The organism is Streptomyces coelicoflavus, from assembly GCF_003112555.1.
Taxonomy (GTDB): domain Bacteria; phylum Actinomycetota; class Actinomycetes; order Streptomycetales; family Streptomycetaceae; genus Streptomyces; species Streptomyces coelicoflavus.
This window is the reverse complement of sequence record NZ_BEWB01000005.1, coordinates 194039-207939: the sequence shown is the minus strand read 5'-3', so window position 1 is coordinate 207939 and position 13901 is coordinate 194039. Positions and strand designations below refer to the sequence as shown.

Below are 13901 nucleotides of genomic sequence, written 5' to 3'. Positions count from 1 at the left end.
GGCAAGGAGGATGGGGGCATGGCACAGAAGATGACCGATGAGGAATGGCGGGCCTTCGTCTCGGAAGGCACGCGCACCGGAAAGCTCTCGACCGTGCGGGCCGACGGCAGCCCGCATGTGGCGCCCATCTGGTTCCTGCTGGACGGGGACGACTTGGTGTTCAACACCGGCAAGGACACCGTGAAGGGGCGCAATCTGGTCCGTGACGGCCGTATCGCCCTGTGCGTGGACGACGACCGGCCGCCCTTCGATTTCGCGGTGCTGCAGGGCCGGGCGCGGATCTCGGAGGATCCCGGTGAGCTGCGGCACTGGGCCGCCCGCATCGCCGCACGGTACATGGGTGAGGAACGCGCCGAGGAGTTCGGGGCGCGCAACGGCGTTCCGGGCGAACTCCTCGTCCGGGTCCCCGTGGACAAAGTCCTGGCCCAGAGGTCGGTGGCGGACTGAGGTCCGGATCGCGGGCCACGAGGCCGATCCCGGCAGTCACGCAGGTGAGGTGAGGCGGCGATGCGGGAGCCGTCTCGCGCGGCGGCCACGAACAGGCACCCGCCGTCCTGGGACGATCGCGTCATGTTCCGACGTGTGCGCTGCGGCATCTCCCGCCCTCTCGGGGGATCATGCGGAGCATGAGTGACGACCACACGCACGTGCAGGAGTTCTTCGGCTCCCGGGCCGCCGACTGGGACCGCCGGTTCCCCGACGACGGACCGGCCTACGCGGCCGCGGTCGCCGAACTCGGGCTCCGGAAGGGTGATCGCGTACTCGACGCGGGATGCGGCACCGGGCGCGCCCTGCCGCCGTTGCGTGCGGCAGTGGGGCGCTCCGGGCAGGTCGTCGGCGCCGATCTGACCCCTGCCATGCTGCAGGCCGCCGTACACGCCGGGAGGGACCGCGACGGGTGTCTGCTGCTGACCGACGTGGCCGCGCTGCCGCTGCGTTCTCGGTCGCTCGACGCGGTGTTCGCGGCGGGGCTCATCGCCCACCTGCCCGATCCGGCCGGAAATCTGCGGGAGTTGGCGCGCGTCGTGCGCCCCGGCGGTGTACTGGCGCTCTTCCACCCGGTCGGCAGGGCGGCGCTCGCGGCCCGGCAGGGGCGCCGGCTCACCCCGGACGACCTGCGAGCCGAGCACAACCTCCGTGTGCTGCTGACCGGTTCCGGGTGGGACATGACGGTGTACGTCGACGAGGAGTCCCGCTTCCTGGCACTGGCGGTACGAGCGGCATGAGTCAGCCGCGCCCGGCGACGGCGACGGGCCGAACTCGGCCGGCTGCGCGAGACGCTGGCTTCACTCGGCGGCCGACGTGCCGATGTGACGGACCGGACAGCCCCGGATGCCGGGGACCGGGCTGGTGCCCAGCTCCGCCAGTTGGTAGCCGTTCGGATATCCCTTGATCTCCCTGTTCTGTCGGGCATGGTGCGGAGCACGCCTCGGCGGCAGCAGTCGGACCGCCCGCCCGCGCAGCCTGACGGCACGGCGCACGACCGCCCGGGTGGCGCTGCTCGGCGGTGCGTAGCCGAAGGCCCGCAGGAGGTGGTCGTCGAGCAGGGCGAGGGTCCCGGCACGCAGCAAGGGTGCGAGGGGGCGCGGATACCAGGAGGCCATGAGGTCGAGTGTGGCGTCGGAGACACGGCGCCCGCCCTCGTCCCAGGCGAAGTGGGCCGCCTCGTAGGCGTCGAGGCAGGCTTCGAACTCCTCGTAGGAACCGGGAATGTCCTTGATGCCCATGTGCCGGCCCAACGTGCGGTAGTGGACGGCGGAGGCGACGGTCTCGTGGCGGGACATCCGGCGCCATCCGTAGGCGTCGATCCAGCGTTTGGGGGTCACGACGAACGTGCACAGGACATACCGCATGTCCTCGTTGGTGATGTCGTAGCTGCGGTGCATCCGGTTGATGCGCCGGATCGCCGTGCGCCCCTGCTCGCTGTCGAAGCCGTGCTCGACGACGGCGTCGAGCAGCAGTGCCGTGTCGTCGTACCGCTTCTGGGGCCGGTCGGTGAACTCCGCCGTCTCGGCGAGCAGCCGGCCGATGCTCGGCACGGCGTAGGTGCGGTAGAGCGCCAGCTCCAGGGCGCGGGCGAAGTCCCAGGGGAACTCGTAGGCCGAGGAGAGCCGGTAGATCTCCGAGGCGTTCCCGTAGGGGTCCATGCGCCTGATCTGTGCCAGTAGTTCGAAGCGCCGCACCATGGCTGCCCCCTTCTGCCGTCGGAGCTTCGACTCTACGTTGAGTAGCAGGACATGTACCGCCAGGCAGGGTGATCACAAGGGGAGGGTGATCCATTTGTTCGACAGGATCCGCGGGGCCTGGGACAGATCCCGCACCGCCCGGCGCTCGGAAGCGGCGAAGAACCAGCGGACGGGGGGCGGGTCGCGTTCCCACAACTTGTTCGAGGCCGCGGCCGCGTACGTCTCGGCGTGTGTGGACGACGACCAGGACCGGATCGACGAGGCGGCGGGCCGGGTGTCGCCGGAGGCCCTCTCCTTCGGGGTCAACGAACTGGCGTGCCGAGCCGTGATCGCGCTCGCGCGGGAACGGGACGAGCCGCCGCGGGACGTGGCCCGCGCACTCCTGGGGCTGCCCGTGACCTGAGTGCCGCCTCCCCCGGTGGCGAGTGGTCGATTCGCCCCCGTCCAACCGGAAAACTGCAGCTCGGGTGCGTCTGGGAGTCGTGACAAGGGCTTCCCGGGCACACTAGGGTGCCCGCCATTGGACAAACCGATGGGGAGGCTGGGATGGCCGGGACGGACGAGGACGCCGTCGCCGCCGCGGACGATGCGCTCTATGTGCTCACGGCGGTGCTGCTGACGCCGGCGAAGTTTCCGAGTGTGCTGGGCGACGACTACCCGGAGGCGTGCGCCGCACTCGGTCTGCCGCCGCTGGCCGACGGCTACGGTCTGGTGCTCGGTCAGGACGGTGACGGCGCCCGGTGGACCGTCGTGGTCGACGACGTCTCGCTGGTCGCCGTCGCGGTGGCGTCCTGGGACTGCGGCATGGAGTACGACCTGTCCCCGGACGAGCGTTCGGTCGTCACCGCACTGCCCGGCTGGCCTCTCGCGGTCGCCGTGGCGGCACCCGGTGTGCCCGTGCCGCACGACCCGGAACCCGACTCCGCCGACCGGCCCGCGCTGTGCCCGCCGGACACCACTGTCTGGGGCCCGGCTCAGCGCCGTCTGGGGGCCGACGAGATCGCCCTGCAGTGGGCGCAGTGGCGGGAGCAGATCGACGACGCGGAGTTCCCGACGCGGGACGGCGACACCGGTTCGGCGGACGGCGCCCCCCGCGCGGGGGAAACCGGAGCGAGCAGCGACGAAGGCGCACGGGCCGACGCCTCGGGCGGTCGCGCCGCCGCGGACGACCGGACCGGCGCGGGCACCTCTGGACACGACGGCGTCCGGCGGGTGCTCACCGAGGCCCGCGCCTACGTCGACACTCCGCCGCCGCTCGGCCGGGTCCGGTCGTCGTTCGCTCCGGGTGACGCGCGGACGCTGCGTGCGGACGGCCCCGGCTGGTCGCTCGTCGCCAGGACCGACGACATCGCGTTCATCCTGCTCGACGAGGAGCCCGGCGAGGTCCTTCCGGTGGGGCGAGGCCCGTCGCTGCCCGGACTCCTGGAGGCGCTGGACAGGATGGCGGTACGTCCTAGCTGAGCATGAACGGGGAAGGCCTCCGGCAGGAAAACCCTTCCGGTCCTCGCCGCCCCGGCCCGCGCCCCCGGCACCCCGGGCAGAGGGCGTCGCGGCGTCAGCGCCTCAACGCCCTATCTCCCTGCGCGAGACACGGCGCAGCCTGCGTCGCTGCGAGGGGTCCAGGGCGAGGTAAGCGGCGGCCGGGACTCCCAGAACTATGAGCAGGGCGGCCCACCAGGGCAGCCAGATCAGCAGGATGAGCCCGGCCGCCACACCACCTGCTGCGACCTTGGCGTTCTTCGACATGGTGTCGCCTCCTTCGCGGCCACTGCCGCTCTCTGTCCTGAAAACGGGCACGCGCTCCCGGCGGTTCCGTGCACCGACCCTGAGAACTCCCTGAGGACCGACCCCTACGCGTCCCTGAGAGCACACCGTCGGCAGAGTCCGCGGAGACACCGAAGAAGCCTCTCCCCTTCTGAAGAGTGACTCATGCCATATCCCGTTCGCGGCTCGCGTTGCCGACGATCAGGTACGATCGGCCGCCGCATCCCAGCTAGTCAAATTTGAGGAATAAGTCATCGCTGCGCAGAAGGATTCTTCTCCCACCCCTTCCGAGATCTCCGCGCTCGTCGGCTGCTGCGCTGTTTTCCTGCCCGGCGAACCGGCCCGCACCAGCACGGTCGCGTTCTGGCGGCCCGACGGCGAAGCACCCAGTGCCCTCCCGTCGGGGACTCCGAGAAGCCTGACGGTCGTGCTGCCCGGCGGCGACGGCGTGGAGGCGGTCAGCGTGCCCGCGGTGCTGCTGCCGCTACGGACCGCCCTGCCGGTGCTCACACGCGCGCGTGCCGGCACCGACGGCCACCGGGCATCGGTCTTCTGGGGTGCGGTCACCGTCGAGGCGCTGCACCTCGTGGCGCGTGGGCTGTTGCTGCCCGGCCTGTCCGCGGCCGACCACGACGCCTGGCGTGCGGGACCGCTGGATGCGGAGCAGACCGAGCGGATCCGCCATCTCGCCGCGGCCATGCCGCCCGAGGCGCACGCGGTCCCGGTGGACGGCACCGGCCCCCTGCGGCTGCCCGACCCGGAAGGCCTGGTGCGGTCCTTCCTGGACGCCGTCGCGGACACGCTGCCCCGCTCCCCCGCCGCCGAACTCCTGACGGCCGGGCCCGCCTATGCCTCCTGGGAGCCCCAGCGGTCGCCCGAGTTGCGTGAGTGGGCCTCGGACGTCGCCGCCGGACACGACGCGGGCGTGCGGCTGTCCCTGCGCATCGAGGTGCGCGGGCTGTCTGCGTCGGCTTCCTCGGACGCCAGGCCGACGTTCCGGGTGGTGCCCCAGGTGCACAGTGTCAGCGATCCCGCACTCGTCGCGGACACCGCTCAGGTGTGGGCCGGTACCGTGGGCGAGGCGTTCGGCACGCGCGCGCGGATGGACGCCCTGCTCTCCCTGCGCCGGGCGGCGCGGGCCTGGTCCTCCCTCACGCCCCTGTTGTCTGCCGCCGTACCGGACGCCGTCGAGCTCACCGACGAGGAGGTGGCCGAGCTTCTCGGAGCCGGCTCCGAGGCGCTCGCCGGCGCGGGAGTCGACGTCCACTGGCCGAGGGAACTGGCCCGGGGTCTGACGGAGCGTGCCGAGGTCGGGCCGCCCGACGGCGACCCGGCGTCGGGTGCGACCGCGTCCCAGGCCGGCCGGTCGTTCCTGTCGGCAGACGCGCTGCTCGCCTTCAACTGGACGTTCGCCCTGGGCGGCAAGGGACTCACGCGCGAGGAGCTGGACCTGCTCGCCGAGGCCAACCGCCCCGTCGTGCGCCTGCGCGACCAGTGGGTGCTCGTCGACCCCGGGGACGCCCGCCGCGCCCGCGCCCGGCAGGACCACAAGGTCACGCCGGTCGACGCGCTCGCCGCGGCCCTGACGGGCTCGACTGAGGTCGACGGACGGCGTGTGGAGGTGCGCCCGACGGGATGGCTGGCGACCCTGCGGGAGCGCCTGGCCGACCCCGAGGCGCAGGAGGCCGTGGCACAGCCCGCCGCCCTCGATGCCACACTGCGCGATTACCAGCGACGGGGCCTCAGCTGGCTGGTGCGCATGACCTCGTTGGGACTCGGCTGCTGTCTCGCCGACGACATGGGGCTCGGGAAGACCATCACACTGATCGCCCTGCATCTGCACCGGCAGACGGACCCGGACGCCGCCGGCCCCACCCTGGTGGTCTGCCCTACCTCCCTGATGGGCAACTGGCAGCGGGAGATCGAGCGATTCGCGCCCGGCACACCGGTGCGCCGCTTCCACGGCGCACGCCGCGACCTCGACGACCTGGCCGACGGCGGGTTCGTGCTGACCACCTACGGCACCATGCGTCTGGACAGCGACCGGCTCTCCGCCGTGCCGTGGGGCATGGTCGTGGCCGACGAGGCGCAACACGTGAAGAACCCGTACTCCGAAACCGCGCGGCAACTGCGGTCCATCGGCGCACGCGCCCGTGTGGCGCTCACCGGCACGCCTGTGGAGAACAACCTCTCGGAACTGTGGGCCGTCCTCGACTGGGCCACCCCGGGGCTGCTGGGCCGCCTCGGCACCTTCCGCCGGCATTACGCCCAGGCCGTCGAGAGCGGGCAGGACCCGGCCGCGGCGGAGCGACTCGCCCGGCTCGTACGGCCCTTCCTGATGCGACGCCGCAAGTCGGACCCCGGAATCGCGCCGGAACTGCCGCCCAAGACGGAAACGGACCATCCCGTGTCGCTGACCCCGGAGCAGGCGGGCCTGTACGAGGCGGTGGTGCGCGAGGCGCTCTCGGAGATCGCCGGGGCCGACCACATGGCACGGCGCGGCATGATCGTGAAGCTGCTGACGAGCCTCAAGCAGATCTGCAACCACCCGGCGCAGTTCCTCAAGGAGGACCGGCCGAAGATCACCGGCCGCTCCGGGAAGCTGGAGCTGCTGGACGAGTTGCTCGACACGATCCTCTCGGAGGACACGAGCGTGCTGGTGTTCACTCAGTACGTGCAGCTGGCGCGGCTCCTCGAGGAGCATCTGGCCGCGCGCGGCGTGCCGTCGCTGTTCCTGCACGGCGGCACGTCCGTCACCGCCCGCGAGTCGCTGGTGCGGCGGTTCCAGGACGGCGAGGTTCCGGTCTTCCTGCTGTCGCTCAAGGCGGCCGGCACCGGACTGAACCTCACGCGCGCGGAACACGTCGTGCACTACGACCGCTGGTGGAACCCGGCCGTCGAGGCACAGGCCACCGACCGCGCCCACCGCATCGGGCAGACCCGCCCCGTGCAGGTGCACCGGCTGATCGCCGAGGGGACCATCGAGGACCGCATCGCCGCGCTGCTGAACCGCAAGAAGGAACTCGCCGACGCGGTTCTGGGCACGGGCGAGGCCGCGCTCACGGAGCTGACGGACGCGGAACTGGCCGATCTGGTCGAGCTGCGAGGGGGTACACGATGACTCGGTACGACAACGACGTGGAACGGACGTTCGTCGCGCTGCCGCCCGCACAGGGACGGGGCTTCGCGCAGACCTGGTGGGGCCGCGCCTGGCTGAAGGCCCTGGAGGACGCGGCGATGGACACGGCCCAGGTGAAGGCGGGGCGCCGCCTCGCACGCGCGGGAGCGGTCGGCGCGGTCTCCGTGCGGCCGGGACGCATCACCGCGGTGGTCCAGGACCGGGACCGTACGGCACATCGGGCCGACGTGCTGCTGGAGCGGCTCTCCGACGCGCAATGGGACCGCTTTGTCGACATGGCGATCGAGCGGTCCGGGCATGTCGCGGCGCTGCTGGACCGCGACATGCCGCCGCACCTGGTGGAGGACGCCGCGGCCGCGGGCATCGACCTGCTGCCGGGCATGGGCGACCTGGAACCGGAGTGCGACTGCGGCGCCTGGGACCACTGCGGGCACACCGCCGCGCTCTGCTACCAGGTCGCCAGGCTGCTGGACCAGGACCCCTTCGTCCTGCTGCTGATGCGGGGGCGTGCGGAGAGCACCGTTCTCGACGCCCTGCAGACGCAGCGCTCCACGCCCGCCGAGGAGGTCGCTTCGCGCGCGGAGGGGGTGGACGCCGCGGAGGCGTACGCGGTGGGGCAGGTGCTGCCTCCGTTGCCCGCGGCCCCCGCTCTCCGGGAGGGTCCGGGTGCACCGCCGTCCCTGGACACCGAGACGGCGCCCCCGCCCGGCGTCGACCCGTCGGCCCTGGTTCTCCTCGCCGCCCGCACCGCGACGGAGGCCCACCGCCTGCTCGCCGAAGCCCTGCGGAGCGGGCACGACCGGCAGGCCGTGCATCCCGGTCCGAGCGCGGCGCAGGACGCCGTGCGCCTGGCGGCGGGAGATCCCGGGCCGGGCGTGCTGGACCGTCTCGGCGAGGGCTCCGGGCGCACGCGCGGGCAACTGGCCTTGGCCGTACGCGCGTGGCGGATCGGCGGCGCGACCGCCCTGTCCGTGCTCGAGGAGGAGTGGGCGGTGGAGGGCGACACGCTCGCACGCGCGCGTGCGGCACTGGAGTCCTCCTGGGAGGAGGGCGACCGGCCCTCCTTGCGGGCGCGGGCAAACCGGTGGACCGTCGTCGGCGCACCGCACCAGATCCGGCTGGACCACGACGGGCGCTGGTGGCCGTACCGCAGGGAGCACGACCGGTGGGCCCCCGTCGGCGGTGCGGCCCAGGATCCGGCGACGGCCCTGGCTTCGGCGGTCCTCGCCGCGGGGGACGAGCTCTGACGCCCCTTCGGTCCTGCCCTGCCCCGCACTGTCTCCTTGTCGCTTTCCCGTCCCGTTGAATGCGCACGGGTCCGGGGGCTGCTGACTACCCGCGAAAGCTCCGGCCCCGTCCGCGAAGGAGGGGCCGGAGCTTTCACGCGGAGGCGGGACCGGTCAGCGGGCGCCGAGGAGGTGGTCCATCGCGAGCTGGTCGAGGTGCTCGAAGGCCATGCCGCGCGCGGCGGCCGCGTCCACGTCGAAGGTGTCGTAGGCGCTCCGGTCGGCGAGCAGGCCGGCGAGACCGTCCTCGGCGGTCGGGCGGGCCAGCTCGTCGAGCCTGGCCGCGGCCAGGGCCTCCTGCACCTGCGGGTCGGCGCGGAAGGCGGCCGCCCGGTCCTTGAGGATCAGGTAGTTGCGCATGCAGCCGGCCGCCGACGCCCACACGCCGTCGAGGTCCTCGGTCCGCGGCGGCTTGAAGTCGAAGTGCCGCGGCCCCGCGTACCCGGCCCGCTCCAGGAGGTCGACGAGCCAGAACGCGGCCCGCAGGTCGCCCGCACCGAACCTCAGGTCCTGGTCGTACTTGATACCGGACTGGCCGTTGAGGTCGATGTGGAACAGCTTGCCCGCCCACAGTGCCTGGGCGATGCCGTGGGGGAAGTTGAGACCGGCCATCTGCTCGTGGCCGACCTCCGGGTTCACGCCGTAGAGTTCCGGCCGCTCGAGACGCTCGATGAACGCCAGCGCGTGCCCCACCGTGGGGAGCAGGATGTCACCGCGCGGCTCGTTCGGCTTCGGCTCGATCGCGAACTTCAGGTCGTAGCCCTGCTCGGTGACGTACTCGCCCAGCAGGTCGAAGGCCTCCTTCATGCGGTCCAGTGCGTCCCGCACGTCCTTGGCGGCGCCGGACTCCGCGCCCTCCCGGCCGCCCCAGGCCACGTAGACGCTCGCGCCCAGCTCGACCGCGAGATCGATGTTGCGGATCGTCTTGCGCAGCGCGTAGCGGCGCACGTCCCGGTCGTTGGCCGTGAAGGCGCCGTCCTTGAACACCGGGTGGGTGAACAGGTTCGTCGTCGCCATCGGCACCTTCATGCCGGTCGCGTCCAGCGCCTGCCGGAACCGCTTGATGTGCGCCTCCCGCTCGGCGTCGCTCGACCCGAACGGAATCAGGTCGTCGTCGTGGAACGTGACGCCGTGGGCGCCCAGCTCCGACAGCCGCCGCACGGACTCCGCCGGGTCCAGGGCCCGCCGGGTGGCGTCACCGAACGGGTCACGGCCCTGCCAGCCGACCGTCCACAAACCGAACGTGAACCTGTCCTCGGGAGTGGGCTGGTAGTTCATTCCGCGGCTCCTCACTCGATGCCGATCAATCGCCGCCGACTATTTCGTCATGGCGCTTTACAAATTAGTATGCACACACGGTCCTGGGAAGGGACAAGGTGTGTCCCCGAAGGAGTGAGTCCGGGTCCCAGGACCCGCGAGAGAGGGAGAAGCCCGATGTCAGCAGCCGAGGGTCCGCTCGTCGTCGGCGTGGACACGTCCACCCAGTCCACCAAGGCGCTGGTCGTCGACGCGGCCACCGGCCGGGTGGTCGCGAGCGGTCAGGCGCCGCACACCGTGTCCTCCGGGACCGCCCGTGAGAGCGATCCCCGTCAGTGGTGGGACGCGCTGAGCGACGCCCTGGCACAGTGCGGCGACGCCGCCCGTGAGGCCGCCGCGGTGTCCATCGGCGGGCAGCAGCACGGCCTGGTCACGCTGGACGAGCAGGGCGAGCCGGTGCGTCCCGCCCTGCTCTGGAACGACGTGCGCTCGGCCCCGCAGGCCCGCCGTCTGATCGACGAACTGGGCGGGCCCAAGGCCTGGGCGGAGCGCACGGGCAGTGTGCCCAGCGCCTCCTTCACGGTCACCAAGTGGGCCTGGCTGGCCGAGCACGAGCCGGAGGCGGCCCGCGCCGTCAGGGCCGTGCGGCTCCCCCACGACTACCTCACCGAGCGCCTCACCGGTGAGGGGACCACCGACCGCGGCGACGTGTCCGGCACCGGCTGGTGGGCGTCGGGCACGGAGGCGTACGACGAGGGGATCCTCGCGCGCGTGGGGCTCGATCCGGCGCTGCTGCCCCGAGTGGTGCGGCCCGGCGAGGTGGCCGGTACCGTGCGCGACGGCCACGGCCTGCCGTTCTCCAAGGGGACCCTCGTCGCCGCCGGCACCGGCGACAACGCGGCCGCCGCGCTGGGGCTCGGGCTGCGCCCCGGCGTCCCGGTGATGAGCCTCGGCACGTCGGGGACGGTGTACGCCGTCTCGGAGCACCGGCCCGCCGACCCGACCGGGACCGTGGCGGGTTTCGCGGACGCACGCGGCGACTGGCTGCCTCTGGCGTGCACGCTCAACTGCACGCTCGCCGTCGACCGCGTCGCGGCCCTGCTGAACCTGGACCGGGAAGCCGTTGAGCCGGGTACCAGTACCACGCTGCTGCCCTTCCTGGACGGCGAACGCACTCCGAACCTCCCGCACTCCTCCGGCCTCCTGTACGGGCTGCGCCACGACACGACCGCCGGCCAACTGCTCCAGGCCGCGTACGACGGCGCCGTGCACTCGCTGCTCGGCGCGCTCGACCTGGTCCTCGACGCCGACGCGGACCCGTCCGCGCCGCTGCTGCTGATCGGCGGCGGCGCCCGGGGGGCGGCCTGGCAGCAGACCGTTCGGCGGTTGTCGGGGCGCCCGGTCCAGATCCCGGAGGCCAGGGAACTGGTCGCGCTCGGTGCCGCCGCGCAGGCGGCCGGTCTGCTGACCGGGGAGGACGCGGCCGCGGTCGCCCGCCGCTGGAACACGGCCGCCGGGCCGGTGCTCGAGGCGGTGGAACGGGACGAGGCGACGCTGAACAGGATCACCGGGGTACTCTCCGACGCGGCACCACTGCTGGAACGCGACGCGACCTCCCACTGAGGAGGTGCTCGCACGGGCGGGCATGCGTGAACCGTTCCTGCGGGACGCCGGAGGGACGGGGCGCCCCCAAGTGAAGTCGTTTCGGGGCACCACGACCGGCGCGTCCCGGCGTCGGCCGGCGAGCGCATGGACCACGGCCAGTGGTCACCGGCCGAGGTTGCCCTCCCGGGCCGCCGGCAGCGAGCCGCTCCGGCGGGACCACCGCCCGGTACCGGACCGAGCGACGACAGACCAAGGACTGACGGAGGCATGACCGCACCGCCGCACGAAGCCCACCCGGCACGCCCCGGGCGCGCGCTGCCGGACACCCAGCAGGGGATGCGCCGCCGCAACCTCGCGCGCGTGATGCACGCCGTCAGCGCCGAGGGGCCGCTGTCCCGGGCCGCCGTCGCCTCACGGATCGGGCTGACGCGAGCGGCGGTGTCGACCCTCGTGGACGAACTCGTCCGCTCGGGCCTCCTGGAGGAGCTGGGCCCCGAGCGTCCCGGCCGCGTGGGCCGGCCCGGGTCCGCGCTCGCCGTCAGCGCACAGGGCCCGGCCGGTATCGGTGCGGAGGTCGGCGTCGACCATCTCGCGGTCTGCGCGGTCGACCTCCGCGGGCGGGTACGCGCGCGTGCCGTTCGGTACGGGAGCAACCGGGGCCGTTCGCCGGAGCCGGTTCTCGAGCAGCTCACCGGTCTCGTGGGGCGGGTCGTCTCGGAGGCGGAGGCCGAGGGGCTGTGGCCGGCCGGGCTCGCGGTCGCGGTGCCGGGTCTCGTGGCTCGGGACGGCCGCACCGTCGTGCGCGCCCCGAACCTGGACTGGCACGACGTGGACCTCGCCACACTGCTGCCCGCGGATCTGCCGCCGACCGTGGACAACGAGGCCAACTTCGGTGCGCTCGCCGAACTCTGGCTCGGTGACGGCACCCCCCGGGACTTCCTGCACGTCTCGGCCGAGATCGGCATCGGTGCGGCCGTGGTGTTCGACGGCCGGCTGGTGCGCGGCACCCGCGGGTTCGCAGGTGAACTCGGTCATGTGCCGGTCCGTCCCGACGGGCCGGCCTGCGCCTGCGGCGGGCAGGGGTGCCTCGAGCAGTACGCGGGTGAGAAGGCGGTACTGCGCGCGGCGGGCGTGGAGCCCGGGGAAGACCGGGTCGGCCTGCTCGCGGGGCGTGCCGCGGAGGGAGACGAGGACGTACGGCGTGCCCTGCGCGAGGCGGGCACGGCGCTCGGCATCGCCCTGACCGGTGCGGTCAACCTGCTGGACCCCGAGGGAGTGGTGCTGGGCGGCGCGCTGGCCGGACTCGCGCCCTGGCTGGTGCCGTCGCTGCGCGAAGAACTCGCCCGGCGCACGGCCGGCCCGGCCTGCCCGGTCGCGGTGTCGGAACTGGGCCCACAGGGACCGCTGCTCGGCGCCGCGCACTCCGTGGTACGGGCGGTCCTGGACGACCCGGGCGCGGTGGCGCGGCGGACCTGACGCCCAATACGCCCCGCCGCGCCAGCGACAGCGCCACCGGCAGCGGCAGCGGCAGCGGCAGCGGCAGCGGCAGCGGCAGCGGCAGCGGCAGCGGAGCGACCGTACGGACCGCGCGACGATCGCACGGCTCCGTGCCGTCGCCCGACCACCGCCCGCGACGACCGCTGCGGCGACGACCACAACCTGCGACGACTCCGCGGCGACGGCTGAACCGCCCCCGCCGCAGGATCCCCGGAGGATCAGCGCCGTACTCCCCCGCGCTCCTTGCCCCCCTGTTCACTCGATCGAGTGAGCACGTTGTCCACAAGGCGGTGCCTGTCCACGGAACGGCGCGGCGCTCTACTGCGCAACCCCCGTCCCCCGTACGGTGATTCACGCGGACGCACCCCGCCCACGGGGCGGTCGGAAGTCCGCGTCGGCTTCCGCTCCGCAACCATGTCGCTCCGTCATGCCGAACAGCTGAGCACCCACCCCCCACCGGGCCCAGGGCCCCACCGACGAAAGGGCAATCCCCATGGACAGCGAAGGGACAGCACCCGTTCCGAGCAGGCGGCGGCTCCTGAAGGGCGCCGCGCTGGCCACCGTCCCGTACGCCCTGCTCTCGGGCACACGGGCCGCGGCGCAGGCCCGTACCGTCGACCACCCCGCCGTCGACCGCACCGCCCTCGGCTACCCCACCCTCGACTGGCAGCCGGCGAGCGCGTCCAACTACAGCCGCTCGACCCGCCCCACGGCCTACCCCGTCGACTACGTGGTCGTCCATGTCACCCAGGAGACGTACGCCGACACCCTGTCCATCTTCCGCGATCCGGAGAAACAGGTGTCGGCGCACTACGTCGTGCGGTCCTCCGACGGGCACGTGGCCCAGTGCGTCCGTGAGGCGGACATCGCCTGGCACGCGGGCAACTGGGACTACAACACCCGCAGCATCGGGATCGAACACGAGGGCTGGGTGGACCGGCCCGACTACTTCACCAACGCCCTGTACGAGCAGTCGGCCCGGCTCACCGCCGCGATCTGCACCGCCTACGGCATCCCCAAGGACCGCACGCACATCATCGCGCACCACGAGGTGCCAGGCAGCGACCACACGGACCCGGGACCCTTCTGGGACTGGACCCGCTACATCAGACTCGTCAACTTCGCCTGACCCGCCCGCCGTGCTCCGCCCCGTCCACCCGGAACACC

Annotated in this window: 12 protein-coding genes; 9 read left to right on the top strand and 3 right to left on the bottom strand. The window is 72.9% G+C overall.

Annotation, left to right across the window (positions count from 1 at the left end):
- Positions 1–18 precede the first annotated feature (18 nt).
- Entirely contained in the window at positions 19–447 is a 429-nt protein-coding gene (locus Sco07f_RS12765) for a PPOX class F420-dependent oxidoreductase (RefSeq protein ID WP_007447061.1), read from the top strand.
- 179 nt (positions 448–626) lie between these two features.
- Positions 627–1226 (top strand): class I SAM-dependent methyltransferase, encoded by a 600-nt coding sequence (locus Sco07f_RS12760; protein ID WP_108987900.1) that lies wholly within the window; start codon positions 627–629, stop codon positions 1224–1226.
- A gap of 60 nt (positions 1227–1286) precedes the next feature.
- Here Sco07f_RS12760 and Sco07f_RS12755 read toward each other — a convergent pair whose 3' ends face one another.
- Positions 1287–2186: an oxygenase MpaB family protein gene (locus tag Sco07f_RS12755; RefSeq protein ID WP_007447050.1), complete on the bottom strand. Its 900-nt coding sequence runs from the start codon at positions 2184–2186 to the stop codon at positions 1287–1289.
- A 94-nt stretch (positions 2187–2280) separates the two neighbouring features.
- Between Sco07f_RS12755 and Sco07f_RS12750 the strand changes: the two genes are divergently transcribed.
- Together Sco07f_RS12750 and Sco07f_RS12745 are read left to right on the top strand one after the other, a co-directional pair.
- A complete protein-coding gene (locus Sco07f_RS12750; protein WP_167468082.1) occupies positions 2281–2589 on the top strand; it encodes a hypothetical protein in 309 nt (102 codons plus the stop codon).
- Positions 2590–2732: 143 nt separating this feature from the next.
- Entirely contained in the window at positions 2733–3647 is a 915-nt protein-coding gene (locus Sco07f_RS12745; RefSeq protein WP_108987899.1) for a hypothetical protein, read from the top strand.
- A 102-nt stretch (positions 3648–3749) separates the two neighbouring features.
- On the opposite strand, the gene Sco07f_RS12740 is transcribed toward Sco07f_RS12745, so the two are convergent.
- A complete protein-coding gene (locus Sco07f_RS12740) occupies positions 3750–3932 on the bottom strand; it encodes a tail-anchor membrane protein (RefSeq protein WP_007447051.1) in 183 nt (60 codons plus the stop codon).
- Between the two features lie 271 nt (positions 3933–4203).
- On the opposite strand from Sco07f_RS12740, the gene Sco07f_RS12735 reads away from it, so the two are divergent.
- The gene (locus tag Sco07f_RS12735; RefSeq protein ID WP_167468097.1) at positions 4204–7071 is read left to right on the top strand and encodes an SCO1167/SCO6262 family helicase; all 2868 of its coding nucleotides are present in this window, start codon (positions 4204–4206) and stop codon (positions 7069–7071) included.
- Positions 7068–8336 (top strand): SWF or SNF family helicase, encoded by a 1269-nt coding sequence (locus Sco07f_RS12730; protein ID WP_108987897.1) that lies wholly within the window; start codon positions 7068–7070, stop codon positions 8334–8336. The genes Sco07f_RS12735 and Sco07f_RS12730 overlap by 4 nt, the downstream gene beginning before the upstream one ends.
- Before the next feature lie 153 nt (positions 8337–8489).
- Here the strand turns inward: Sco07f_RS12730 and xylA are convergent, their stop codons facing one another.
- Positions 8490–9653: a xylose isomerase gene (gene xylA, locus Sco07f_RS12725; protein ID WP_007447053.1), complete on the bottom strand. Its 1164-nt coding sequence runs from the start codon at positions 9651–9653 to the stop codon at positions 8490–8492.
- Between the two features lie 156 nt (positions 9654–9809).
- Between xylA and xylB the strand changes: the two genes are divergently transcribed.
- The 3 genes from xylB (at position 9810) to Sco07f_RS12710 (ending at position 13863) form a co-directional block, all read left to right on the top strand.
- On the top strand, positions 9810–11255 hold the full coding sequence (xylB, locus tag Sco07f_RS12720) for a xylulokinase (protein ID WP_108987896.1): 1446 nt from the start codon (positions 9810–9812) through the stop codon (positions 11253–11255).
- 249 nt (positions 11256–11504) lie between these two features.
- Positions 11505–12713: an ROK family transcriptional regulator gene (locus Sco07f_RS12715; protein WP_108987895.1), complete on the top strand. Its 1209-nt coding sequence runs from the start codon at positions 11505–11507 to the stop codon at positions 12711–12713.
- A gap of 514 nt (positions 12714–13227) precedes the next feature.
- The gene (locus tag Sco07f_RS12710; protein WP_087792133.1) at positions 13228–13863 is read left to right on the top strand and encodes an N-acetylmuramoyl-L-alanine amidase; all 636 of its coding nucleotides are present in this window, start codon (positions 13228–13230) and stop codon (positions 13861–13863) included.
- The last annotated feature ends 38 nt before the right edge of the window (positions 13864–13901 follow it).

What these genes read in the sequence shown, in the direction of transcription:
- Sco07f_RS12765 (WP_007447061.1), top strand. Translation starts at nt 19, where the DNA reads ATGGCACAGAAGATGACCGATGAGGAATGGCGGGCCTTCGTCTCGGAA.
- Sco07f_RS12760 (WP_108987900.1), top strand. Translation starts at nt 627, where the DNA reads ATGAGTGACGACCACACGCACGTGCAGGAGTTCTTCGGCTCCCGGGCC.
- Sco07f_RS12755 (WP_007447050.1), bottom strand. Translation starts at nt 2,186, where the DNA reads ATGGTGCGGCGCTTCGAACTACTGGCACAGATCAGGCGCATGGACCCC.
- Sco07f_RS12745 (WP_108987899.1), top strand. Translation starts at nt 2,733, where the DNA reads ATGGCCGGGACGGACGAGGACGCCGTCGCCGCCGCGGACGATGCGCTC.
- Sco07f_RS12740 (WP_007447051.1), bottom strand. Translation starts at nt 3,932, where the DNA reads ATGTCGAAGAACGCCAAGGTCGCAGCAGGTGGTGTGGCGGCCGGGCTC.
- Sco07f_RS12730 (WP_108987897.1), top strand. Translation starts at nt 7,068, where the DNA reads ATGACTCGGTACGACAACGACGTGGAACGGACGTTCGTCGCGCTGCCG.
- xylA (WP_007447053.1), bottom strand. Translation starts at nt 9,653, where the DNA reads ATGAACTACCAGCCCACTCCCGAGGACAGGTTCACGTTCGGTTTGTGG.
- xylB (WP_108987896.1), top strand. Translation starts at nt 9,810, where the DNA reads ATGTCAGCAGCCGAGGGTCCGCTCGTCGTCGGCGTGGACACGTCCACC.
- Sco07f_RS12715 (WP_108987895.1), top strand. Translation starts at nt 11,505, where the DNA reads ATGACCGCACCGCCGCACGAAGCCCACCCGGCACGCCCCGGGCGCGCG.
- Sco07f_RS12710 (WP_087792133.1), top strand. Translation starts at nt 13,228, where the DNA reads ATGGACAGCGAAGGGACAGCACCCGTTCCGAGCAGGCGGCGGCTCCTG.